22 protein-coding genes are annotated in these 21423 nt (G+C 72.9%); 18 read left to right on the top strand and 4 right to left on the bottom strand.

Annotation, left to right across the window (positions count from 1 at the left end):
- The first annotated feature begins 31 nt into the window (after positions 1-31).
- From prmC to ACTWP5_RS13940, 14 genes are all read left to right on the top strand, one after another.
- Positions 32-937 carry a peptide chain release factor N(5)-glutamine methyltransferase gene (prmC, locus tag ACTWP5_RS13875; RefSeq protein ID WP_443221325.1) on the top strand — a complete coding sequence of 302 codons (906 nt, stop codon included), beginning with the start codon at positions 32-34 and terminating at the stop codon, positions 935-937.
- A 37-nt stretch (positions 938-974) separates the two neighbouring features.
- Positions 975-1622 carry an L-threonylcarbamoyladenylate synthase gene (locus tag ACTWP5_RS13880; RefSeq protein ID WP_443221212.1) on the top strand — a complete coding sequence of 216 codons (648 nt, stop codon included), beginning with the start codon at positions 975-977 and terminating at the stop codon, positions 1620-1622.
- A gap of 8 nt (positions 1623-1630) precedes the next feature.
- The gene (locus ACTWP5_RS13885; protein ID WP_443221326.1) at positions 1631-2326 is read left to right on the top strand and encodes an arsenate reductase/protein-tyrosine-phosphatase family protein; all 696 of its coding nucleotides are present in this window, start codon (positions 1631-1633) and stop codon (positions 2324-2326) included.
- A gap of 122 nt (positions 2327-2448) precedes the next feature.
- Positions 2449-3933: an MraY family glycosyltransferase gene (locus ACTWP5_RS13890; RefSeq protein ID WP_443221213.1), complete on the top strand. Its 1485-nt coding sequence runs from the start codon at positions 2449-2451 to the stop codon at positions 3931-3933.
- 228 nt (positions 3934-4161) lie between these two features.
- Complete coding sequence (locus ACTWP5_RS13895) at positions 4162-4617, top strand: hypothetical protein (RefSeq protein WP_443221214.1); 456 nt, start codon at positions 4162-4164, stop codon at positions 4615-4617.
- Positions 4618-4845: 228 nt separating this feature from the next.
- The gene (atpB, locus tag ACTWP5_RS13900; RefSeq protein ID WP_443221215.1) at positions 4846-5652 is read left to right on the top strand and encodes a F0F1 ATP synthase subunit A; all 807 of its coding nucleotides are present in this window, start codon (positions 4846-4848) and stop codon (positions 5650-5652) included.
- 94 nt (positions 5653-5746) lie between these two features.
- Positions 5747-5971 carry an ATP synthase F0 subunit C gene (atpE, locus tag ACTWP5_RS13905; RefSeq protein WP_443221216.1) on the top strand — a complete coding sequence of 75 codons (225 nt, stop codon included), beginning with the start codon at positions 5747-5749 and terminating at the stop codon, positions 5969-5971.
- Positions 5972-6014: 43 nt separating this feature from the next.
- The gene (locus ACTWP5_RS13910; RefSeq protein WP_443221217.1) at positions 6015-6563 is read left to right on the top strand and encodes a F0F1 ATP synthase subunit B; all 549 of its coding nucleotides are present in this window, start codon (positions 6015-6017) and stop codon (positions 6561-6563) included.
- Entirely contained in the window at positions 6560-7390 is an 831-nt protein-coding gene (locus ACTWP5_RS13915) for a F0F1 ATP synthase subunit delta (RefSeq protein ID WP_443221218.1), read from the top strand. The genes ACTWP5_RS13910 and ACTWP5_RS13915 overlap by 4 nt, the downstream gene beginning before the upstream one ends.
- Positions 7391-7484: 94 nt before the next feature.
- Positions 7485-9056, top strand: coding sequence for a F0F1 ATP synthase subunit alpha (gene atpA / locus ACTWP5_RS13920; protein WP_443221219.1), 1572 nt, complete (start codon positions 7485-7487; stop codon positions 9054-9056).
- A 2-nt stretch (positions 9057-9058) separates the two neighbouring features.
- Complete coding sequence (locus tag ACTWP5_RS13925) at positions 9059-9988, top strand: F0F1 ATP synthase subunit gamma (protein ID WP_443221220.1); 930 nt, start codon at positions 9059-9061, stop codon at positions 9986-9988.
- Between the two features lie 2 nt (positions 9989-9990).
- A complete protein-coding gene (atpD, locus tag ACTWP5_RS13930; RefSeq protein WP_443221221.1) occupies positions 9991-11445 on the top strand; it encodes a F0F1 ATP synthase subunit beta in 1455 nt (484 codons plus the stop codon).
- A 115-nt stretch (positions 11446-11560) separates the two neighbouring features.
- Positions 11561-11950 carry a F0F1 ATP synthase subunit epsilon gene (locus ACTWP5_RS13935; protein ID WP_443221222.1) on the top strand — a complete coding sequence of 130 codons (390 nt, stop codon included), beginning with the start codon at positions 11561-11563 and terminating at the stop codon, positions 11948-11950.
- A 93-nt stretch (positions 11951-12043) separates the two neighbouring features.
- The gene (locus tag ACTWP5_RS13940; RefSeq protein ID WP_443221223.1) at positions 12044-12490 is read left to right on the top strand and encodes a DUF2550 domain-containing protein; all 447 of its coding nucleotides are present in this window, start codon (positions 12044-12046) and stop codon (positions 12488-12490) included.
- A 239-nt stretch (positions 12491-12729) separates the two neighbouring features.
- On the opposite strand, the gene ACTWP5_RS13945 is transcribed toward ACTWP5_RS13940, so the two are convergent.
- Together ACTWP5_RS13945 and ACTWP5_RS13950 are read right to left on the bottom strand one after the other, a co-directional pair.
- The gene (locus ACTWP5_RS13945) at positions 12730-13416 is read right to left on the bottom strand and encodes a response regulator (RefSeq protein WP_443221224.1); all 687 of its coding nucleotides are present in this window, start codon (positions 13414-13416) and stop codon (positions 12730-12732) included.
- A complete protein-coding gene (locus tag ACTWP5_RS13950; protein ID WP_443221225.1) occupies positions 13413-14720 on the bottom strand; it encodes a sensor histidine kinase in 1308 nt (435 codons plus the stop codon). Before ACTWP5_RS13950 ends, ACTWP5_RS13945 begins: the two co-directional genes overlap by 4 nt.
- Positions 14721-14864: 144 nt before the next feature.
- Here ACTWP5_RS13950 and ACTWP5_RS13955 point away from each other — a divergent pair, with 144 nt between their 5' ends.
- Complete coding sequence (locus ACTWP5_RS13955) at positions 14865-15464, top strand: hypothetical protein (protein ID WP_443221226.1); 600 nt, start codon at positions 14865-14867, stop codon at positions 15462-15464.
- A 45-nt stretch (positions 15465-15509) separates the two neighbouring features.
- On the opposite strand, the gene ACTWP5_RS13960 is transcribed toward ACTWP5_RS13955, so the two are convergent.
- The gene (locus ACTWP5_RS13960) at positions 15510-16085 is read right to left on the bottom strand and encodes a cob(I)yrinic acid a,c-diamide adenosyltransferase (protein ID WP_443221227.1); all 576 of its coding nucleotides are present in this window, start codon (positions 16083-16085) and stop codon (positions 15510-15512) included.
- A 153-nt stretch (positions 16086-16238) separates the two neighbouring features.
- Here ACTWP5_RS13960 and ACTWP5_RS13965 point away from each other — a divergent pair, with 153 nt between their 5' ends.
- The 3 genes from ACTWP5_RS13965 (at position 16239) to ACTWP5_RS13975 (ending at position 20562) form a co-directional block, all read left to right on the top strand.
- Positions 16239-17096, top strand: a complete 858-nt coding sequence (locus ACTWP5_RS13965) for a 3-hydroxyacyl-CoA dehydrogenase family protein (RefSeq protein ID WP_443221228.1) — start codon at positions 16239-16241, stop codon at positions 17094-17096.
- 321 nt (positions 17097-17417) lie between these two features.
- A complete protein-coding gene (locus ACTWP5_RS13970) occupies positions 17418-17714 on the top strand; it encodes an STAS domain-containing protein (protein WP_443221229.1) in 297 nt (98 codons plus the stop codon).
- A gap of 268 nt (positions 17715-17982) precedes the next feature.
- Positions 17983-20562, top strand: coding sequence for an ATP-binding protein (locus ACTWP5_RS13975; protein WP_443221230.1), 2580 nt, complete (start codon positions 17983-17985; stop codon positions 20560-20562).
- 24 nt (positions 20563-20586) lie between these two features.
- On the opposite strand, the gene nucS is transcribed toward ACTWP5_RS13975, so the two are convergent.
- A complete protein-coding gene (nucS, locus tag ACTWP5_RS13980; RefSeq protein ID WP_443221231.1) occupies positions 20587-21267 on the bottom strand; it encodes an endonuclease NucS in 681 nt (226 codons plus the stop codon).
- Between the last annotated feature and the right edge of the window lie 156 nt (positions 21268-21423).

Genomic DNA, 21423 nt, shown 5'->3' on the forward strand with positions numbered 1-21423 from the left:
GGCGCGGGATCGTAAGGTGGGCGACGTGACAGTGTCCTCCGCGCCCGAGTCCTCGCCCCCGCCTCGGCCGCGGCGCTCGGCCTCCGTGCTGCTGGCCGAGGTGGCCCGCGCCACGCAGCGCCTGGCCGACGCCGGGGTGCCCTCGCCCCGCTTCGACGCCGAGGAGCTGGCCGCGTACGTGCACGGCACCGACCGCACCCGCCTGCACACCGTCCCCGACGCCGACTTCGACGCCCGGTACTGGGAGGCCGTCGCCCGCCGCGAGGCCCGCGAACCGCTCCAACACATCACCGGCCGCGCCTTCTTCCGCTACCTGGAGCTGAAGGTCGGCCCCGGCGTCTTCGTCCCCCGCCCCGAGACCGAGTCCGTCGTCGGTTGGGCGATAGACGCGGTGCGGGCGATGGACGTCGCCGAGCCGCTCATCGTCGACCTGTGCACCGGATCCGGCGCCATCGCGCTCGCCCTGGCACAGGAGGTGCCCCGCGCCACGGTCCACGGCGTGGAGCTCGACGAACGCGCCCTGGAGTGGGCCCGACGCAACGCCAGCGACAACGCCGAGGGCAGCCGCGTCACGCTCCACCAGGGCGACGCCCTCACCGCGCTGCCGGAGCTCTCCGGCCAGGTCGACCTGGTGATCTCCAACCCGCCGTACATCCCCCTCAGCGAGTGGGAGCACGTCGCCCCCGAGGCGCGGGACCACGATCCGCAGATGGCGCTCTTCTCCGGGGAGGACGGCCTGGACGTCATCCGCGGTCTGGAGCGCACCGCCCACCGGCTGCTGCGCCACGGCGGCATGGTGGTGATCGAGCACGCCGACACCCAGGGCGGCCTGGTGCCCTGGCTCTTCACCGAGGACGGCGGCTGGGCCGACGCCGCCGACCACCCCGATCTCAACAACCGCCCCCGTTTCGCCACCGCCCGGCGGGTCGCGCGCTGACGCCCGAGCGCGGGCGTGAAGGAGGAGACGTTCAACCATGGCACGGCGTTACGACTGCAGCGAGGAGAAGACGCGCAGGCACGGCCTGCTGGAGGCCGCACGGGCCGTGCGGCGGGGCGACCTCGTCGTCCTGCCCACGGACACGGTGTACGGCATCGGCGCGGACGCCTTCAACGCCACCGCCGTCGGCGACCTGCTGGAGGCCAAGGGCCGGGGCCGTGGCATGCCCTCGCCGGTGCTGGTGGGCTCGCCCAACACCCTCCACGGCCTGGTGACCGACTTCTCCGAGCGGGCCTGGGAGCTGGTCGACGCCTTCTGGCCCGGCGCGCTCACCCTCGTCGCCAAGCACCAGCCGTCCCTGACCTGGGACCTGGGGGAGACCCACGGCACCGCCGCCATCCGCATGCCGCTGCACCCCGTCGCGCTCGACCTGCTGAAGGACTTCGGTCCGATGGCCGTCTCCAGCGCCAACCTCACGGGCCACCCCGCGCCGCAGACCTGCGACGACGCCCGCGAGATGCTGGGGGACTCCGTCGCCGTCTACCTCGACGGCGGGCCCACGCCCGACACCGTGCCCTCCACGATCGTGGACGTCACGGGCCGGGTGCCCGTGCTGCGCCGTGCCGGGGCGATCAGCGAGGAGGAGCTGCGCGCGGTCGTCCCCGACCTGGAGACCGCACATTGACACCGGTGATACCGGCGGCGCCGGTGCGCACGGAGGCCGAGGCCGGCGGGTTCGCCCCCAGCTTCAGGATCCTGCACGTGAGCACGGGTAACGTCTGCCGTTCCCCGATCACCGAACGCCTCACCCACCTCGCGCTGGCGCAGCGGCTCGGCGGCCCCGGCGGCGAGGCGGCGGGCCTGGTGGTGGAGAGCGCCGGCACCTGGGGGCACGAGGGCGCGCCCATGGAGGAGCACGCGGCGCGGGTGCTGGCCGAGTACGGCGCGGACCCCGGCGGCTTCATCGGCAGGGAGCTCAGCGACGACCACGTCGTCCAGGCGGACCTGGTGCTGACCGCCACCCGCGAGCACCGCGCCCAGGTCATCGCCATGGGCTCCGCCCTGGGCTGCGACGCGGGGCCGCGGACGTTCACGCTGAAGGAGTTCACCCGGCTGGTGCGGATCATGGACGTCACCATGCTGCCCGCGGCCTCCTCGCCCGAGGGGCTGGTGGAGCGCGCCCGCACGCTGGCGCGCGCCGCGGCGGCCCTGCGCGACTGGCTGCTGCCGCCGAACGCCGAGGCGGACGAGGTGCCCGACCCGTACGGCGCGCCCTTTCCGTACTTCCGCAGCATCGGCGAGGAGATCCGCACCGCCCTCGACCCGGTGGTGACCGCGCTCACCGGGGTGCCGCCGCGGCCGGCCCGCGCCCGAACGGTGGTGTTCTAGTCTGGGAACGCCTGGGATGTACACGGAACGCGTCGCCTGGTGGGCGGCCTTACGGACGCGGGCAGGGGGCGCGGCATGAGAGGGTGTTGCGCGGTAGACCAGCGAGATCACTGGGGCAGCCTGTGCGTGAATACCTCCTGACGCTGTGCGTGGCGGCGGCCGTCACGTATCTGCTCACCGGCCCCGTGCGGAAGTTCGCCATCGCCTGGGGCGCCATGCCCCCGATCCGCGACCGGGACGTGCACACGGAGCCGACGCCGCGTCTGGGCGGCATCGCGATGTTCGGCGGCCTCTGCGCCGGTCTGCTGGTGGCCTCCCAACTCACCAACGTCGGCGAGATGTTCCGGCTCTCCGACGAACCGAGGGCGCTGCTGACGGCCGCCGCCCTCATCTGGGTGATCGGCGTCCTCGACGACAAGTACGGCGTGGACGCGCTGGTCAAGCTGGGCATGCAGACGATCGCCGCCGGCCTGATGGTGTGGCAGGGTCTGACGATCCTGTGGCTGCCGATCCCCACCGTCGGGATGGTGGCCCTCACCCCGCTCCAGGGCACGCTGCTGACGGTCGCGATCGTGGTGATCACGATCAACGCCGTGAACTTCGTCGACGGCCTCGACGGCCTGGCGGCCGGCATGGTCTGCATCGCCGCGGCCGCGTTCTTCCTCTACGCCTACCGCATCTGGTACGGGTACGGCGTCGAGGCCGCCGCCCCCGCCACGCTCTTCGCCGCGGTGCTCGTCGGCATGTGTCTCGGATTCCTGCCCCACAACATGCCGCCGGCGCGGATCTTCATGGGGGACTCGGGCTCGATGCTGCTCGGGCTCGTGCTCGCCGCGGGCACGGTCTCCATCACCGGGCAGGTCGACCCCGACCTCATCCAGGAGCTCACCGGCTCCGAGCGCGCCGCCGTCGCCGAGACGGGCCCCATCTTCATCCCGCTGCTGCTGCCGCTGGCCATCATCGCGGTGCCGTTCGTGGACCTCGTCATGGCGATCGTCCGCCGCACCTGGAACGGGCGCTCCCCGTTCTCCGCGGACCGCGGGCACCTCCACCACCGGCTGCTGGAGATCGGGCACTCGCAGAGCCGCGCGGTGCTGATCATGTACTTCTGGTCGGCGCTGATCTCCTTCGGCATCGTCGGGTACTCGGTGCAGTCGGCGAGCACCGCGGCCTGGGTGGTGCCCATGATCGTCGCGCTGAGCGCGGTGGGCCTGATCATCCTGCTGCTGCCGACGTTCACCAACCGGCGGCTCACCTTCACCGAGCGGCTGGTGCCCCGCAGGTACCGCCTGCGCCGCCGCCCGCCGCGGCCGTCGTCCGCCGCCGCCACCGGGAGGGGCGACGCGGGGGAGGACGGCGACGAGGACCGGCGGGGCGAGGACGCAGACGCGGACCGCGACCGGGACGAGCACGGGAACGGGGACGGGAGTGCCGCCGGGGGCGGGGGTCCGACGGCGCGGGACGAGGACGCGTCCGCCGCTCCCCGAACGGTCAACGGCGACGCGCCCCGCACCGGCCGCCCCACCCTGGCCGACCTCCACGGCGCGACGGCCGTCGGCCAGCGGCACCGCTTCGCACCCCGTCGCAAGATCGACAGCCGCTCCTAGGAGCCGGGCTCTATAACACGAAAGAGTCCCCTGGTCACCTCAGCGACGCGCCGATTACCCCGTTGGTGTGAGTGCCTGCACACCTACGGGTAAAGACCTCATCAAATAGTTTGTGATAGCGTTCACGAGTACCACACCGGTCCGCTCTCCTGAGTGGTACGAGGCTCACATGTTCACGAACTTCCGCCCAACGCCGTCCGTCCCCCAAGCTGCCGGAGAAGCTCGCTGATGCAGTCCAACGACGTGCGCATCATTCGTGGCGCCGCACTCCTCGCCGCTGTCGCCCTCGTGCCCGCCGTCGCCCTCGGCGTGGTGGCCGCCGGGCTGGACGGCGCCGTCGGCGTCGCCATCGGCGCCGTGCTGGCGACCGCCTTCTTCGGCCTCGGCCAGGTCGCGCTCGTGCGCGCGGGCCGCCGCTGGCCGGAGCTGTTCCTCGGTGTCGGCTTCCTCGTCTACACGACGCAGATCGGGCTCCTGATGGGCCTGTTGCTCCTGCTGCGCGACGCCACCTTCCTCAACGAGCGTGCCTTCGGCGCCGGCGTCCTGGTGGGCGCCATCGCCTGGCTGGTCGGGCAGACCCGGGCCGCCTTCAGGTCCAGGACTCCCTACGTCGAGCCCGTGTCCGACGCCGCGCCCGCGAAGTCCGGGGCGGCGTCGGGCGCCTCACCGGACGGCCGGCCATGAGCCGGACCTCCGCAGTCGTAACCCCGGGGGCGGTGACCTGGCCCGTCGCCACGGGCTGCTATCGTCCCCCGCTGGGAGCCGCCCACCCCGGTCCCGTGCGCGTCGTGCCCGCATCCGCGCCGTCCGGTCCGCTCCCACTCACCCTGTCCAGTGCCGCTCCGTGGTGCCGTGCCGCCACGCCGACACGTGAGGTTGCCGTATTCATGCGTCACGCTGAGGGAGCTCATCGTGCATAACGACCAGCTCGCCTTTGAGACCGACTGTCATCTGCTCCATGACTGCGGCTACCCGGCGCCGTCGCTGTGGTCCTTCGAGTTCGAGCCGATCTTCTCCATCGGCCCGGTCGACTTCGACAAGCCGATGCTGCTGGCGCTGCTGAGCACCGTCACCGTGCTGACCTTCTTCTGGATGGCCTTCGGCCGCGCCAAGGTCGTTCCCGGCAAGCTCCAGCTGATCGGTGAGGTCCTCTACGACTTCGTGCGCCGTGGCATCGCCCGCGAGGTGATGGGCAAGGAGGGCGAGCGGTACGTACCGCTGCTGGTGTCGCTCTTCTTCCTGGTCTGGATGCTCAACGTCTGGGCCGTGGTGCCGTTCGCACAGATCCCCGCCAGCTCGATCATCGGGTATCCCGTCGCGCTCGCCCTGGTCGTCTGGGTCACGTACATGACGATCACCTTCCGGAGCCACGGCTTCGTCGGGGGCATGCGCAACCTCTGCGTCCCCAGTGGTCTGCCCAAGCCGATCTACGTGCTGCTGACGCCGATCGAGTTCGTGTCCAACATCTTCATCCGCCCCTTCACGCTGGCGGTCCGACTCTTCGGCAACATGTTCGCCGGGCACGTGCTCATCCTGGTCTTCCTCATCGGTGGCTGGTACATGCTCGGCTCGGTGGTCGGCACCTTCTTCTCGATCACCTCGCTGACGATGACGCTCGTCCTCACGGCCTTCGAGATGTTCGTGCAGGCGCTCCAGGCCTACGTCTTCGTCGTCCTGACCGCCACCTACATCTCGGGTGCGCTGGAAGAGCCGCACTGACCCGCCCGCACACAGACCACACTCCGCACCTGACAGACGACCGGTGGCCCAACCTCAACACCACCGGCCAACCGAGATAAGGAAACCCACCACCATGCTTGAGACCCTCGCCGCCCTCGAAGGCAACATCGGCGCCGTCGGCTTCGGTCTGGCCGCGATCGGCCCCGGCATCGGCATCGGCTACATCTTCGGTAACGGCGTGCAGGCCATGGCCCGGCAGCCCGAGGCGACCGGCCTGATCCGGCAGAACATGCTGCTCGGCTTCGCCCTCGCCGAGGCGCTCGCGCTGATCGGCTTCGTCGCGCCGTTCGTCTACTGACGACGCGCCCCAGCACCTCACCGAATCCGACGAAAGGACCACCATGATCCAGCTGGCGGCTTCCGAAGAGCCGCAGAACCCACTGCTGCCGGTGTGGCCCGAGATCGTCATCGGCCTGCTGTGCCTCGGCATCATCTACTTCGTCTTCCACAAGAAGCTCCTGCCCAGCATCAACAAGGCGCTGGACGAGCGGCGTGCCGCCATCGAGGGCGGCATGGAGAAGGCCGAGGCCACGCAGGCCGAGGCGCGGCAGACGCTGGAGGAGTACCGGGAGCGGCTCGCCGAGGCCCGGCACGAGGCCGCGCGGCTGCGTGAGGAGGCGCGCGAACAGGGCGCCGCCCTCATCGCGGAGATGCGCGAGGAGGGCCAGCGCCAGCGCGAGGACATCGTCAGCGCCGCGCACACCCAGATCGAGGCCGAGCGCCGGCAGGCCGCCGAGGCCCTGCGCCGCGACATCGGCCGGCTCGCCACCGAGCTCGCCGGCCGTCTCGTCGGCGAGGCCCTGGAGGACCACGCCCGGCAGTCCCGCGTCATCGACCGGTTCCTCGAGGAGCTCGAGGGCCGCGCCGACGCCGTCGAGGCGGCGCGATGACCGCCGGCGGCATCGCCAGCCGGGAGGCGCGCGCCGCCGCCCGGCAGCGGCTCAGCGTGTTGACCGACAGCACGTCGGTCAACGCGACCACGCTCGCCGACGAGCTGGCCGGTGTCACCGGGCTGCTCGACCGCGAGACCGGGCTGCGCCGGGTGCTGACCGACGCCAGCAAGCCGGGCGAGGCCAAGGCCGAGCTGGCGGGCCGCGTCCTGGGTGGCCAGGTCGGCGGCGAGACGGTCGACCTGGTCTCCGGCATGGTCCGCTCCCGCTGGTCCGCCTCGCGCGACCTCGTGGACGCGGTCGAGGAGCTGGCGGACCTCGCCGACCTCACCGCGGCGGAGCAGGCCGGTGTCCTCGACCGGGTCGAGGACGAGCTGTTCCGCTTCGGCCGGATCGTGGTCTCCTCCCCGGAGCTGCGGACCACCCTCGCCAGCCGCGACGCCGAGGCCGCGCAGACGACGGCCAAGGTCGAGCTGGTCAGGCGCCTGCTGGGCGGCCGGGCCGAGGAGGTCACCGTCCGCCTGGTCGTCAGGCTGGTGGAACGTCCGCGGGGCCGTAGCCTGGAAGGTGGCCTGGAGGACCTGAGCAGGCTGGCCGCGGAGCGGCGCGACCGTTCGGTCGCGGTGGTGACCACGGCCGTCCCGCTCAGCGACGCGCAGCAGCGGCGCCTCGGTGCCGCGCTGACCAGGCTGTACGGCCGGGAGATCCGCCTGAACCTCGACGTGGACCCGTCGGTCCTCGGCGGGATCGCGGTGCGGATCGGCGACGAGGTCATCGAAGGCACCCTCGCCGGCCGCCTCGAAGAGGTGAACCGGCGGCTCGACTGAGTCGCGGCCACACCCGCCCCTAGACAACAGACAGCGGCCCTCGTGGGGCCGTACCCAGACATTACGGTCCCAACAAGGAGAGCAGGGAACCCAGATGGCGGAGCTCACGATCCGGCCGGATGAGATCCGGGACGCGCTGGAGGATTTCGTCCAGTCGTACACGCCGGACGCGGCCTCGCGCGAAGAGGTCGGGACGGTCAGCGTTGCCGGTGACGGCATCGCGAAGGTCGAGGGGCTGCCCTCGGCCATGGCGAACGAGCTGCTGGAGTTCGAGGACGGCACCCTCGGCCTCGCCCTCAACCTCGAGGAGCGGGAGATCGGCGTCGTCGTCCTCGGCGAGTTCAGCGGCATCGAGGAGGGCCAGCCGGTCAAGCGCACCGGCGAGGTGCTCTCCGTCGGCGTCGGCGACGGCTACCTCGGCCGCACCGTCGACCCGCTGGGCAACCCCATCGACGGCCTCGGCGAGATCGAGAACGTCGGCCGTCGCGCCCTGGAGCTCCAGGCGCCCACGGTCATGCAGCGCAAGTCCGTCCACGAGCCGCTGGAGACCGGCTACAAGGCCGTGGACACCATGACCCCGATCGGCCGTGGCCAGCGCCAGCTGATCATTGGCGACCGGCAGACGGGCAAGACCGCCCTCGCCGTCGACACGATCATCAACCAGCGCGACAACTGGCGCTCCGGCGACCCGAACCGCCAGGTCCGCTGCGTGTACGTGGCGATCGGCCAGAAGGGCTCGACCATCGCCTCCGTGCGTGCCGCCCTGGAGGAGGCCGGCGCGCTGGAGTACACCACGATCGTCGCGGCCCCGGCCTCCGACCCGGCCGGCTTCAAGTACATCGCCCCCTACACCGGCTCGGCCATCGGCCAGCACTGGATGTACGACGGCAAGCACGTCCTGATCATCTTCGACGACCTGTCGAAGCAGGCCGAGGCGTACCGCGCCGTGTCGCTGCTGCTGCGCCGCCCGCCGGGCCGCGAGGCGTACCCGGGCGACGTCTTCTACCTGCACTCCCGACTGCTGGAGCGCTGCGCGAAGCTCTCCGACGACATGGGTGCCGGCTCGATGACCGGCCTGCCGATCATCGAGACCAAGGCCAACGACGTCTCGGCGTACATCCCGACCAACGTCATCTCGATCACCGACGGTCAGTGCTTCCTGGAGTCCGACCTGTTCAACGCGGGCCAGCGCCCGGCGCTGAACGTCGGCCTGTCCGTCTCCCGCGTGGGTGGCGCCGCCCAGCACAAGGCGGTCCGGCAGATCACGGGCTCGCTCCGCGTGGACCTGGCCCAGTTCCGCGAGCTGGAGGCGTTCGCCGCCTTCGGCTCCGACCTGGACGCCGCCTCCAAGGCGGCCCTGGCGCGTGGCCAGCGCATGGTGGAGCTGCTGAAGCAGGAGCAGTACAGCCCCTTCACCACCGAGAACATCGTGGCCTCCGTCTGGGCCGGCACCACCGGCCTGATGGACGACATCCCGGTCGGCGACATCCGCCGCTTCGAGCGGGAGCTGCTGGACTACCTGGGCCGCGAGCACAAGGACCTGATGACCGCGATCCGCGAGGGCGGGAAGATGTCGGACGACACCGTCCAGGCCCTCGGCTCGGCCGTCAACAAGTTCAAGCAGCAGTTCGAGACCTCGGACGGCAAGCTGCTGGGCGAGGGCTGATCATGGGCGCACAGCTTCGCGTCTACAAGCGTCGGATCAAGTCCGTCACCGCGACCAAGAAGATCACGCGGGCGATGGAGATGATCGCCGCCTCGCGGATCATCAAGGCGCAGCGGCAGGTCGACGCCTCCACGCCGTACGCCGACACGCTCACGGCCGCCGTGACCGCCGTGGCGCACGGCTCGGAGGTCAAGCATCCGCTGACCACGGAGGCCGACCCGGCCCGCCGGGCCGCGGTGCTGATCATCACCAGCGACCGTGGCCTGGCCGGCGCGTACTCCGCCAACGCCCTCAAGGCCGGCGAGCACCTCACGGGTGAGCTGGTCGCCGAGGGCAAGCAGGTCGACACCTACATCGTGGGCCGCAAGGGCGTGGCGTACTACGCCTTCCGTGAGCGGCCCGTCGTCCAGACCTGGACCGGCTTCACCGACAGTCCGACGTACGCCGACGCCAAGGCGGTCGCGGCCCCGCTGATCGAGGCCATGGAGCGCGACACCGACGAGGGCGGCGTGGACGAGCTGCACATCGCCTACACCGAGTTCGTGTCGATGATGACGCAGAACCCGGTGGAGCGCCGGATGCTGCCGTTGCACCTGGCCTCGACGGCCGAGGAGTCCGCCGAGGTGCTGGAGCGCGGTGGCGAGGCGCGCCCGCTGTACGAGTTCGAGCCCTCGCCCGAGCAGGTCCTCGACGCGCTGCTTCCGCGCTACGTGGAGAGCCGGATCTACAACGCACTGCTCCAGTCCGCCGCGTCCGAGCACGCCGCCCGCCGCAGGGCGATGAAGTCGGCGACGGACAACGCGGAGGATCTGATCAGGTCGCTCACGCGGCTTGCGAACCAGGCCCGACAGGCCGACATCACCCAGGAAATCAGCGAGATCGTCGGTGGCGCCAACGCCCTGGCCGATGCCACCGCCGGGAGTGAGCGATAACCATGACTACTGCTGCTGAGGCGGCCCCCACCCAGGCCGCAGCCACGGGCCGTGTCGCCCGCGTCATCGGCCCCGTCGTCGACGTGGAGTTCCCCGTCGACGCCATGCCCGAGATCTACCACGCCCTGACCGTCGACCTCGCCGACCCGGCCGAGGCCGGCACCACCAAGACCCTCACCCTCGAGGTCGCCCAGCACCTCGGCGAGGGCCTGGTGCGCGCCATCGCCCTCGGCCCGAACGACGGCCTGGTCCGCCAGGCCCCGGTGACCAACACCGGCCGCGGCGTGTCCGTGCCGGTCGGCGACGTCACCAAGGGCCGCGTCTTCAACGTGCTCGGCAACATCCTGAACGAGCCCGAGGCCGAGTCGGAGGTCACCGAGCGCTGGGACATCCACCGCACGGCCCCCGCGTTCGACCAGCTCGAGTCGAAGACCGAGATGTTCGAGACCGGCCTGAAGGTCATCGACCTGCTCACCCCGTACGTCAAGGGTGGCAAGATCGGCCTGTTCGGCGGCGCCGGCGTCGGCAAGACGGTGCTGATCCAGGAAATGATCATGCGCGTCGCCAAGCTGCACGAGGGCGTCTCCGTCTTCGCGGGCGTCGGCGAGCGCACCCGTGAGGGCAACGACCTCATCCAGGAGATGGAGGAGTCCGGCGTCCTCCCGCAGACCGCGCTGGTCTTCGGCCAGATGGACGAGCCGCCGGGCACCCGCCTGCGCGTCGCCCTGGCCGGTCTGACGATGGCGGAGTACTTCCGCGACGTCCAGAAGCAGGACGTGCTGTTCTTCATCGACAACATCTTCCGCTTCACCCAGGCCGGCTCCGAGGTCTCCACGCTGCTGGGCCGCATGCCCTCGGCCGTGGGATACCAGCCGAACCTCGCGGACGAGATGGGCCTCCTCCAGGAGCGCATCACCTCGACCCGTGGTCACTCCATCACCTCGATGCAGGCGATCTACGTGCCGGCGGACGACCTGACCGACCCCGCCCCGGCCACCACCTTCGCCCACCTCGACGCCACCACGGTGCTCTCCCGGCCGATCTCCGAGAAGGGCATCTACCCGGCGGTGGACCCGCTGGACTCCACCTCCCGGATCCTCGACCCGCGGTACATCTCGCGGGACCACTACGACTGCGCCTCGCGGGTCAAGGGGATCCTCCAGAAGTACAAGGACCTCCAGGACATCATCGCCATCCTCGGTATCGACGAGCTGAGCGAGGAGGACAAGCTCACCGTCAGCCGGGCGCGCCGTATCGAGCGCTTCCTGTCGCAGAACACCCACGCGGCGAAGCAGTTCACCGGCCTGGACGGCTCCGACGTGCCGCTGGACGAGTCGATCGCCGCGTTCAACGCGATCGCGGACGGTGACTTCGACCACTTCCCCGAGCAGGCGTTCTTCATGTGCGGTGGCCTGGACGACCTGAAGGCCAAGGCCAAGCAGCTGGGCGTCTCCTGACGCGCGGCGCGCGGGCCGCGGGGCCGGGACGGGTGTCCACTCCGACCCCCGTCCCGGCCCCGCGCACCCGGGAACTATTCTTCGATGACGAGAGACGAGACGGTAAGGAGCCATCGTGGCTGAGCTGAACGTCGAGTTGGTCGCGGCCGACCGCCGGGTCTGGACCGGCCGGGCCAGCCTGGTGCTGGCGCGCACCGCCGCCGGTGACATCGGCATCATGCCCGGCCACCAGCCGATCCTCAGCGTGCTGCAGTCGGGCCCGGTGACGATCCGCACGGTCGGTGAGGACGGCGGGGCGGACGGTACCGTGGTGGCAGCGGTACACGGCGGCTTCGTCTCGTACACGGAGGGTAAGCTGTCGCTGCTCGCGGAGATCGCCGAGCTGGCCGACGAGATCGACGTCGAGCGGGCGGAGCGAGCCCTGGAGCAGGCGAAGTCGGACGCGGACGCGTCGGCCGAGCGTCGCGCGTCGGTGCGGCTGCGCGCCGCGGCGGCGGCCCGCTGACGTCACTGTCCGCAGCGGACAGTCGTCAGTAGGCAGACGGAAGCGACCGGAGCACACCGGGACACACACCACGAGGCGAGGAGGTCGGTCGAGATGGTCCTCGCCTTGCTGGTGACCGGCTCCGTGGTGCTGCTCGCGCTGGTGGGCCTGCTCGCCTTCGGCGTGCGGCGCCGCGTGATCCAGCGCTCCGGTGGCACCTTCGACTGCAGCGCCCGCTTCACCGCCCCACGGCCCGGCCAGTCGCCGGGCAAGGGCTGGCTCTACGGCGTGGCCCGGTACAACGGCGACAACGTGGAGTGGTTCCGCGTCTTCTCCTACGCTCCCCGCCCCCGGCAGACGCTGCGGCGCGACGACATCCAGGTCAGGGAGCGTCGACACCCCCAGGGCGACGAGGAGCTGGCACTGCTCCCCGGCGCCCTGGTTCTCAACTGCCGCCACGACGGCCTGGACGTGGAGCTGGCGATGAGCGAGGACGCCCTCACCGGATTCCTCGCCTGGCTGGAGGCCGCCCCGCCGGGCCAGCGCGTCAACGTCGCCTGAACTGACGGCTCACCCTCCTCTCCGATCCTCGGGACCGGGCGCGAGACCGGCCACCTCCCCCGCCTCCAGCCCTCGGCCCGTCGGGCCCGCCGGGCACCCGTCGGCCGGGGTGACGCCAGCGTCAGCCGAGCTGGCCCTCGGGTGTCCGTAGGCCCCTCGGTGGCCTGGGGGCACCGTCTGTGACGGGGCCCGTCCCGACGCCGTGGCCGGACACGGCGGGGCTGCGCGCAGAGCCGGCCTCAGGCGTCGTCGAGGCGCAGCTCCTGGGCCAGGACGGCCGCCTGCACCCGGCTGCGCAGCCGGAGCTTGTGCAGGACCCGGCTGACGTGCGTCTTCACCGTGGCCTCCGCCATGCCGAGCCGCTGCGCGACCTCCGCGTTGGACAGCCCCGCGCCGAGCTGGACCAGCACCTCCCGCTCCCGCTGCGTCAGCGCGGCGAGCCGTTCGGGGTCGGCGGTCGGCGTCCGCTCGGCGGGCCCCCGCCCCGCCGGCGGCCTGCGGGCGAACTCGGCGATCAGCCGCCGCGTCACGGCGGGCGCGATCAGCCCCTCGCCCGCCGCCACCGTGCGGACCGCCGACAGCAGGGTGGCGGCGTCGCTGTCCTTGAGCAGGAAGCCGGCGGCGCCGGCGCGCAGCGCGCCGAAGACGTAGTCGTCGAAGTCGAAGGTGGTCAGCACCAGCACGTCGGCCAGGCCCTCGTCCACGACGATCCGGGTGGCCGAGATGCCGTCGAGGCGCGGCATCTGCACGTCCATGAGCACCAGGTCGGGTCGGAGCGCCCGGGCGAGCCGCACCACCTCCTCGCCGTCGGCCGCCTCGCCGACCACCTCGACGTCCGGCGCGGTGCCGAGGATGAGGACCAGCCCCTGGCGGACCGCCGCCTGGTCCTCGGCGACCAGCACCCGAACCCGTTCCGTCTCCGTCACGTCGCCTCCCCGGCCTGTCGGTGGGCCGCCGCGGCGGCGTCGCCGAGCGGCAGCTCGGCCCGCACCCGCCACACGGTGGCCCCGTTCCCCCGGCAGCCGTCGCCGTCCTCCGGCGGTGGCGCGTGGCCGGCGACGCGGCCCGCGACGAACGAGCCGCCGAGCAGCGCCACCCGCTCCCGCATCCCGGTCAGCCCCGCGCCCGACCCGGGGGCGCGGGCGGAGGCGGGCCGCGCGCCGTCGTAGGGGCTCGTCACGTCCACGGTGAGCGTCCGCGCGTCCTGCGTCACGACGACGGAGACCTCGCCGGGCGCGGCGTGCTTGACCGCGTTGGTCAGGGACTCCTGCACGATGCGGTACGCCGCGAGCTCCACGGGGGCGGGCGGCCGGGGCCGGCCCGCGCGCGCGTCGTGGTGGGTGAAGCGCAGCTGGGCGGAGGTGCCGCCGCGCGCGGCCCGCTCCACCAGCGCGTCGACGCCGTCCAGGCTCGGCACGGCCTCGGGTCCGGCACGCTCTCCGGTCTCGCCGCTTCCGCCGTCCGGCGTCGCCGTGCGGCGCAGCAGGCCGATGAGCTGGCGCATCTCGGCCAGGCCCTGCGTGCTGTTCTCGCGGATCACCGTCAGCGCCGTGTGGGCTCTGCCGTGCTGGTCGAGGTCGTCGAGGGAGAGCGCGGCGGTGGCGTGGATGGCGATCGCGGAGAGGTGGTTGGCCACCAGGTCGTGCAGCTCGCGGGCCATGCGGGAGCGCTCCGCGGTCACCGCCTGGACCCGGTCCATCTCGGCCAGCAGCGCCGTCTGCTCGGCGCGGAGCCGTTCGGCCGCCGCCTCGTCGCGGTGGTCGCGGATGATCAGCGCGGTCCACGCCGGCGCCGCGAGGCCGCCGGCCAGGAGCACGCCGAACAGCAGCGCCTCCGGCTGCCGCAGCCAGGCGACGGCGGCGACCGTGCCCGCCACGGTGAGGAGCACGCTGCCGCGCAGCACCGCCCGCGCGGCGCGGGGGCGGCCGTAGAGCACGGCGGCGTAGACCAGGTCGGTGAACATGATGACCACGGCGAGCAGCCCGCCCGTCAGGCCGTCGAGGACGAGGGCGAGCAGCCCCGGCGCCAGCACCCAGGGCTGTGCGCTGCGGCGCAGCAGCTCCGCCCCGCACATCAGCAGCAGGCCCCCCAGCATCCAGGGGCTCGGGGCGACGTCCGGCCGCAGGACGTGCAGCTCGAAGACGATGCCCACCAGGCCGCCGAGCAGCCCGGCCAGCGCGATCACCACGTCGTCGCGGTGGGGGCGGGCGGGGCGGCGCGGGAGCTGCATACCCTCCATCCCAGCACGTCAGGGGCACTCACGGCACCCTCGTTCGGCGTAGCGGCGGGTACATCGAAGGATGCAGCCGGCCGGCCGGGGAATCACCGTCCCCGACGATGAGAGGGACGGGCGCGGGCGCCGACACTGGGTGGCGTGATCGTCTCCCTCATCATCGCCGCCGAGGTCGCCTTCTGGGTCGTGCTGGGCACCGGGCTCGGCGCCCGCTACGTGCTGCGGCTGCGGCGCACCAGCACCGTGCTGCTGCTGTGCGTGCCGCTGATCGACCTGCTGCTGCTGACGGCGACGGCCGTGGACATCGAGCGCGGCGCCGAGCCGACGTGGGCACACGGCATGGCGGCGCTGTACCTGGGGTTCACCGTCGCCTACGGACACTCCGTCATCGCCTGGGCCGACCGGCACGCGGCGCACCGCCTCGGGGGCGGCCCGAAGCCGGCCACCCCGAAGCGGTACGGCTGGGACCGCGCCCGGCAGGAGTGGCGGGTCTGGGTGCTGACGCTCGTGGCGGTGGTGATCTCGCTCGCGGTGCTGGAGGGTCTGTTCCTGGTCGCCGAGGAGCCGGGCGACCCCGACCGCGTGGAGCCGCTGCGCGCCGCCGAGTTCACGGCGCTGCGGATCGTCGGGATCCACGCGCTCGTGGCGCTGTCGTACACGATCTGGCGCAAGAAGCCGCCCGCCGGTGACCGTGAGGTCGCGGCACGGGAGCGCGCCGGGGAGCACGGAACCGCCGCGTGAGGGGCCGACGGGGGTGAGGGGCCGGCGTGGCGCCGGCCCGGCGCGCTAGCGGTTCTCGCCCGGGACCCACAGCACGTCGCCGCCGGCGTCCTTGTTGGCGGCGCGGGCGAGGACGAACAGCAGGTCGGAGAGGCGGTTCAGGTACGTCGCCGCCAGGGGGTTCATCGTCTCGCCGTGGGCCTCGATCGCGGCCCACGTGGAGCGCTCCGCCCGCCTGACGACCGTGCACGCCTGGTGCAGCAGGGCCGCGCCCGGCGTGCCCCCCGGGAGGATGAAGCTGCGCAGCTTCTCCAGCTCCGCGAGGAAGCGGTCGCACTCCGCCTCCAGCCGGTCGACGTAGCCCTGCTCGACGCGGAGCGGCGGGACCTCGGGGTTCGCCACGACCGGGGTGCACAGGTCGGCGCCGACGTCGAAGAGGTCGTTCTGGACCCGGACGAGGACCGTTCTGATCTCCTCGGGGAGCTCGCCGAGGGCGAGGGCCGTGCCGATGACGGCGTTGGCCTCGTTGGCGTCGGCGTAGGCCGCGATGCGCGGGTCCGTCTTGGCGGTGCGACTGAAGTCACCGAGCGCCGTGGTGCCGTCGTCGCCGGTACGGGTATAGATGCGGGTCAGGTTGACCATGATTCGAGCGTATCGCCCGGCGCGGACGCGTGATCGCGTGACGCTGGTCTCGTTGTCCACCACCGGCGGGTCGCATGCACTACGGTGGCGCGCCCGGAAGTTTTTCGGCTCGGATCATTTCGGCTCGGTTCGTCGGATCAAGGGAGATCACGCGTGGCCAGGAAGCTCGCGGTCATCGGTGCCGGACTCATGGGGTCGGGCATCGCCCAGGTGGCCGCCGTCGCGGGGTGGGACGTGGTGGTGCGGGACATCACCGACGCGGCGCTGTCGCGGGGGCGGGACGCGATCGGCGCGTCCCTGGGCAGGTTCGTCGCCAAGGGGACGCTCGCGGAGGCGGACGCCGAGGCGGCCATGGGGCGGATCGCCACGACCACGGAGCTGGAGGCGGCCGGCGACGCCGACCTCGTCGTCGAGGCCGTCTTCGAGCGACTGGAGGTCAAGCGGGAGCTGTTCGCCGCCCTCGACGGCATCGTTCGTGACGACGCGGTGCTGGCCACCAACACCTCCGCCCTCCCCATCACCTCGATCGCCGCGGCCACCGAGCGGCCCGAGCGGGTGGTGGGCACGCACTTCTTCTCCCCGGTGCCGATGATGCCGCTGTGCGAACTGGTCCGCGGCCTGCGGACGAGTGACGAGGCCCTCGCCACCGCGCGGGAGTTCGCGGAGTCCACGGGCAAGACCTGCGTGGTGGTCAACCGCGACGTCGCCGGCTTCGTCACCACCCGCCTGATCACGGCGCTGGTGAACGAGGCGGTGCGGCTCCACGAGTCGGGGGTGGCCAGCGCCGAGGACATCGACGCCGCCTGCCGCCTGGGATTCGGCCACGCCATGGGTCCCCTGGCCACGGCCGACCTCACGGGCGTGGACGTGCTGATGCACGCGACGGAGAACATCTACGCCGAGTGCAGGGACGAGAAGTTCGCGCCCCCGGAGCTGATGCGTCGGATGGTGGACGCCGGGGAACTCGGCCGTAAGAGCGGCCGTGGCTTCTACTCGTACGAAGAACGCTGAACAACCCTCACACCGCACCCCCACACCGCACCCCCCCACACGGGTCACCCACACGGGTGATCTTGGTATCGGTTCGGGCACGGTCGACAACCAGACCGCTTCCGTGACCGTCATGCGTATCAACCCTCACGAGCCGTGTCCCCTCACCCCCTCACCTCACCGCCCGCCGTGTCCCCTTCACTTCCTTCGCCTCCTTCACCGCCAGCCGCCCCGTCTCCAGCCGCCCCGTCTCCAGCAAACCCGGCCCCGCCAGCCTCGGCTCCCAGCCGCCCCGTCTCCCGATCCCGAGCCCGACCACGTCACCGAAGGGGAGCGCACCACATGCAGATCACGGGCGACCACGAGGAACTCGTCGTCGTCGGAGGGTGTCTCGACGTCCGCAGCGCGGCCGACGCGCGGCAGGCGCTGCAACGCGCCGTGGACGCGGGGGAGGGGGACCTCGTGCTCGATCTCAGAGGGCTGGACGCGTGGGACGCCGCGGGACTCGGCGTCATCATGGCCGCGCACCGCAGGGCCGGGCACTGCGGGCGGCGGCTGGTGCTGCGCGACGTGCCGCCCCGCATGCACCGGGTGCTCGTCGCCACCCGCCTGCACCGCGTGCTGACCATCGCCTCCTGACGCTGTCCCGACCGCTGCTCTCCCGGTCCTCGCGGGGCCGGGACGCCTGCCGGGCGCCGGGCGCGGGCGGGTGACGGGTGGTGCGCGTGGTCCCGATCGCCCCGTAGTCCCGTGAGTCGTCCCACGGGTTCCGGATAGTCCCGGGTAGCCCCTGGTTTCCCGCATGGCACGGGCGGTAGCGTACGCACGTATGTTCAAGCGGCCCGCGACCGAGCACCCGGCGCGCGCCGCTCCGTGCTTCCACAGGGACCGCCAAGGGGCGTAGACGATGGATCGCCACCACCCCGTACCGCGGGACGAGCAGGCCGCGTCGGCCGAGCTCGTCGTCGGGGACTTCCTCGTGACGGTCGATCCGGCGGAGGGCTGCACCATCGAGCCCTGCCCGCCCGGCCGTCGCCCCCCGCCGCGCCCCACCCGGCGCGCGGCCGAGGGCGAGGGCGGCGGCGTGGAGCGCAGGATCGGCCGCCCGGACATGGGCGGCTCCCTGCTGCTGGAGCGCCACGAGGACCGTCAGCGCCTGCGCCGGCTGCTGTCGCGTGGCCGCTCGGTGCGCCTCCTCGGCCCGCCGGGCGTCGGCCGCAGCGCGCTGCTGTCGGCCGTCGCCCAGGACGCGGCCGGCCTCGCGCCCGACGGGGTGATACGCCTCAGCGGTCACCGCCGCACCCCCGACGACCTGCTTCACGAGCTGTACCGCGTCGCCCGCCCCGACGCCGGGGGACATCGTCCCGGCCGGGAGGAGCTGGCCGCCGCGCTGCGGGAGATCGGCGCCGTCGTGGTCGTCGACGACCTGGAGTTCGGCGGGTCCGCCCTCGACGACGTGCTCGACGCCACGCCCGAGTGCGCGTTCCTCCTCTCGCCCTCCCCGGAGGTGCCAGGGCCCGCCGTCACCTCCCGCGTGGAGGAGGTCGCGCTCGCCGGGCTGAGCCGCACCGCCTGCCTGGAGATCCTGGAGATCACCGCCGGTCGCCCGCCGAGCGACGCCGAGGCCGACTGGGCGGCCGACCTCTGGCTCGCGACGGAGGGGCTGCCGCTCTGCTTCACCCAGGCCGGCGCGCTGCTGCGGCACGGCGGACAGGCCCCGCCGGGCGGCGGCCAGCGGGGCGGCGGCCTCACCGCCGAGCTCCTGCGGCGGCTGCCGGAGGAGGCCAGGGAGGCGCTGCGGTTCGCGCTGGCGCTCGGTGGCGAGCTGCCCGACGCGGCCCACCTGGTCGAGCTCACCGGACACCCGGGAGCCGTCCACGGCCACGCCGAGCTCGTCGGCAGCGGCCTGGTCACGGCCGTCGGCTCCCGGCACCGCGTCGCACCGGCGACCAGCGCCGCGTTGGCCGGCGCCGGCCTCGCCGACGGCGCCACGGGCCGCGCGCTGACCGCCGCGCGGCACTTCGCCCGGTGGGCCGGGTCGTCGGCCACGGCGGCCTGGCGCGTGGAGGCCGAGGCCGAGGTCCTGCTGGCCGCTCTTCAGGCGGTCCGCCGCGCCGACCACGCCGCCGCGGCCGTCGCGCTCGCCAGGGCCGCCGCGCCGCGGCTGGTGACGGGCGCGCGGTGGAGCGCCTGGGAGCGGATGGTGCGTGGCGGCGGGGAGGCCGCGCGCGCCGCGGGGGACCTCGCGGCGCAGGCGTACTTCCACCACGAGCTGGGCGTCCTGTCCATCTGTCAGGGCCGCCTGGACCGGGCGCTGGCGGAGCTGGAGGCGTCGACGACGCTGCGCAGCGTCATATCCGACGCGGCCGGCGCGACGGCGGGCCGTCGCGCGCTGGCGTTGGCGCGGGACCTCAACGCCCCCCGCGCGCTGCCGCCGAGCGAGCGGAGCGCCCGTCTGAGCCTCCCGCCCGGGGCCGCGGCGCCGTCCCCGGCGCCGCCCGTCGGGCCGACCCCGGCCGTGGGCCCGGAGGGCGCCGCCCACCGGGAGGAGCCCACCACCGGGCTTCCCGCCCTGCCGCCGGCCGCCTCCTCGGCGGTGGCGCGGAGCGCGGCGGACGACGACCCCACCCGCGCCCTGCCGCACGCCGTTCCGCCGGCGCTCGCCGGCCCGGAGCTCGTCCCGGTGCCCGTGCCCGTCGGGTCGGAGGACCTCACCCAGGCCATCGAGCCCGTCGACGCCGTCGGCACGGCCTACCTCGACGCCGTCGACGGCAGGGACGACGTGGACGGCAGGGACGGCACCGACGGGGAGTACGGGGGAGTCGGGGAGGACGACGCGGCGTCCAGCGTCGGCACCGTCGACCTGGCGCCCGGGTGGAGAGCCAACTCCGCCCCGAGCCCGCGCCACGCGCGCCCACGGCGCCGCGGCGGGTACGTCGCGGCGGGCGGAGCCGCGCTCGTCGCCGCCGTCGGAGCGGTCGTCGCGTTCGCGCTGACCTCGCACGACGAGGACACCCCGGTCAGCGACGACCAGCCGCTGCCCGCCGCCACCGAGCCGGACTTCGTCGTCGACCCGGAGGCCACCACGCCGGCCGAGCCGACCGGACCGACGTCCCGGCCCACGGACGAGACCTCGCCGAGCCCGACGTCGCCGTCCCTGTCGGAGACCTCCGAGGCCACCACCCCGTACCCGGACACGCCCACCTCTCCCGACCCCGGCGAGTCGGACGCGCCGACCGAGACGGCCACCGGTGAGGTGACGACGAGCCCCGCCCGTCCGACGAGACCCGAGGAGCCCGACCCGTCCCCCACCGACGAGGAGCCCGACCCGTCCCCCACGGACGAGGAGCCCGACCCGTCCCCCACGGACGAGGAGCCGGACCCCTCGCCGACGGAGACCGAGCCCGAGCCGTCGCGGCCCGACGGCTCGTCGACCATGACGGAGCCCGCCCCGTCCGAGTCACCCTCGGCGGAGGTCACCCCCTGAGCAGTGGGCCGCGGGCGGCCGGCCTCAGAAGAGCCGCAGCTTGTCGTCGTCCGTGCCGCGCAGCGCCTCGTAGTCGAGGGTGACGCAGCGGATGCCGCGGTCCGTCGCGAGGGTGCGGGCCTGGGGCTTGATCTCCTGGGCCGCGAAAACCCCCTGGACCGGGGCGAGGATCGGGTCCCGGTTGAGCAACTCCAGGTAGCGGGTGAGCTGTTCGACGCCGTCGATCTCGCCGCGCCGCTTGATCTCGACGGCGACGGTCACGCCGTCCGCGTCGCGTCCGAGGATGTCCACCGGACCGATGGCCGTCGGGTACTCGCGGCGGATCAGGCTCCAGCCCTCGCCGAGGGTCTCCATGCGGTCGGCGAGCAGCTCCTGGAGATGGGCCTCCACACCGTCCTTGACCAGGCCGGGATCGACGCCGAGCTCGTGCGTGGAGTCGTGGAGTATCTCCTCCATCGTGAGGATCAGCCGCTCGCCGTTGCGGTTCTCCACGGTCCACACCGCGGCGGCGTCCTCGCCCTCGCCGTCGGCCTCCTTCAGCGTGCAGGGCGGGGACATCCAGTTCAGGGGCTTGTAGGCCCGGTCGTCGGCGTGGACCGAGACCGACCCGTCCGCCTTGACGAGGACCAGCCGTGGGGCGGAGGGCAGGTGCGCGGTGAGGCGCCCGACGTAGTCCACGGAGCAACGAGCGATGACGAGACGCATGGCCGTTCATCCTAGGTCCCCCGCCGTGCCCCTCCGGACACGGTGCCGCAGTACGTGGTTGAGCCAATTAACTTGCCCACGCTCTGTGAACACCGCGTCCGTGGGCTCCGATGCCGGGGGCCCCGGGCCGCACCGTGGGCAGAGCCAGAGCTGCGA

Origin of the sequence: Streptomyces sp. 4N509B (genome assembly GCF_052245655.1) — a bacterium.
Classification (GTDB): Bacteria; Actinomycetota; Actinomycetes; order Streptomycetales; family Streptomycetaceae; genus Streptomyces.

What these genes read in the sequence shown, in the direction of transcription:
- ACTWP5_RS13950 (WP_443221225.1), bottom strand. Translation starts at nt 14,720, where the DNA reads ATGCAGCTCCCGCGCCGCCCCGCCCGCCCCCACCGCGACGACGTGGTG.
- ACTWP5_RS13925 (WP_443221220.1), top strand. Translation starts at nt 9,059, where the DNA reads ATGGGCGCACAGCTTCGCGTCTACAAGCGTCGGATCAAGTCCGTCACC.
- ACTWP5_RS13960 (WP_443221227.1), bottom strand. Translation starts at nt 16,085, where the DNA reads ATGGTCAACCTGACCCGCATCTATACCCGTACCGGCGACGACGGCACC.
- ACTWP5_RS13970 (WP_443221229.1), top strand. Translation starts at nt 17,418, where the DNA reads ATGCAGATCACGGGCGACCACGAGGAACTCGTCGTCGTCGGAGGGTGT.
- ACTWP5_RS13895 (WP_443221214.1), top strand. Translation starts at nt 4,162, where the DNA reads ATGCAGTCCAACGACGTGCGCATCATTCGTGGCGCCGCACTCCTCGCC.
- atpA (WP_443221219.1), top strand. Translation starts at nt 7,485, where the DNA reads ATGGCGGAGCTCACGATCCGGCCGGATGAGATCCGGGACGCGCTGGAG.
- ACTWP5_RS13915 (WP_443221218.1), top strand. Translation starts at nt 6,560, where the DNA reads ATGACCGCCGGCGGCATCGCCAGCCGGGAGGCGCGCGCCGCCGCCCGG.
- atpE (WP_443221216.1), top strand. Translation starts at nt 5,747, where the DNA reads ATGCTTGAGACCCTCGCCGCCCTCGAAGGCAACATCGGCGCCGTCGGC.
- ACTWP5_RS13880 (WP_443221212.1), top strand. Translation starts at nt 975, where the DNA reads ATGGCACGGCGTTACGACTGCAGCGAGGAGAAGACGCGCAGGCACGGC.
- nucS (WP_443221231.1), bottom strand. Translation starts at nt 21,267, where the DNA reads ATGCGTCTCGTCATCGCTCGTTGCTCCGTGGACTACGTCGGGCGCCTC.
- ACTWP5_RS13940 (WP_443221223.1), top strand. Translation starts at nt 12,044, where the DNA reads ATGGTCCTCGCCTTGCTGGTGACCGGCTCCGTGGTGCTGCTCGCGCTG.
- atpD (WP_443221221.1), top strand. Translation starts at nt 9,991, where the DNA reads ATGACTACTGCTGCTGAGGCGGCCCCCACCCAGGCCGCAGCCACGGGC.
- ACTWP5_RS13975 (WP_443221230.1), top strand. Translation starts at nt 17,983, where the DNA reads ATGGATCGCCACCACCCCGTACCGCGGGACGAGCAGGCCGCGTCGGCC.
- ACTWP5_RS13910 (WP_443221217.1), top strand. Translation starts at nt 6,015, where the DNA reads ATGATCCAGCTGGCGGCTTCCGAAGAGCCGCAGAACCCACTGCTGCCG.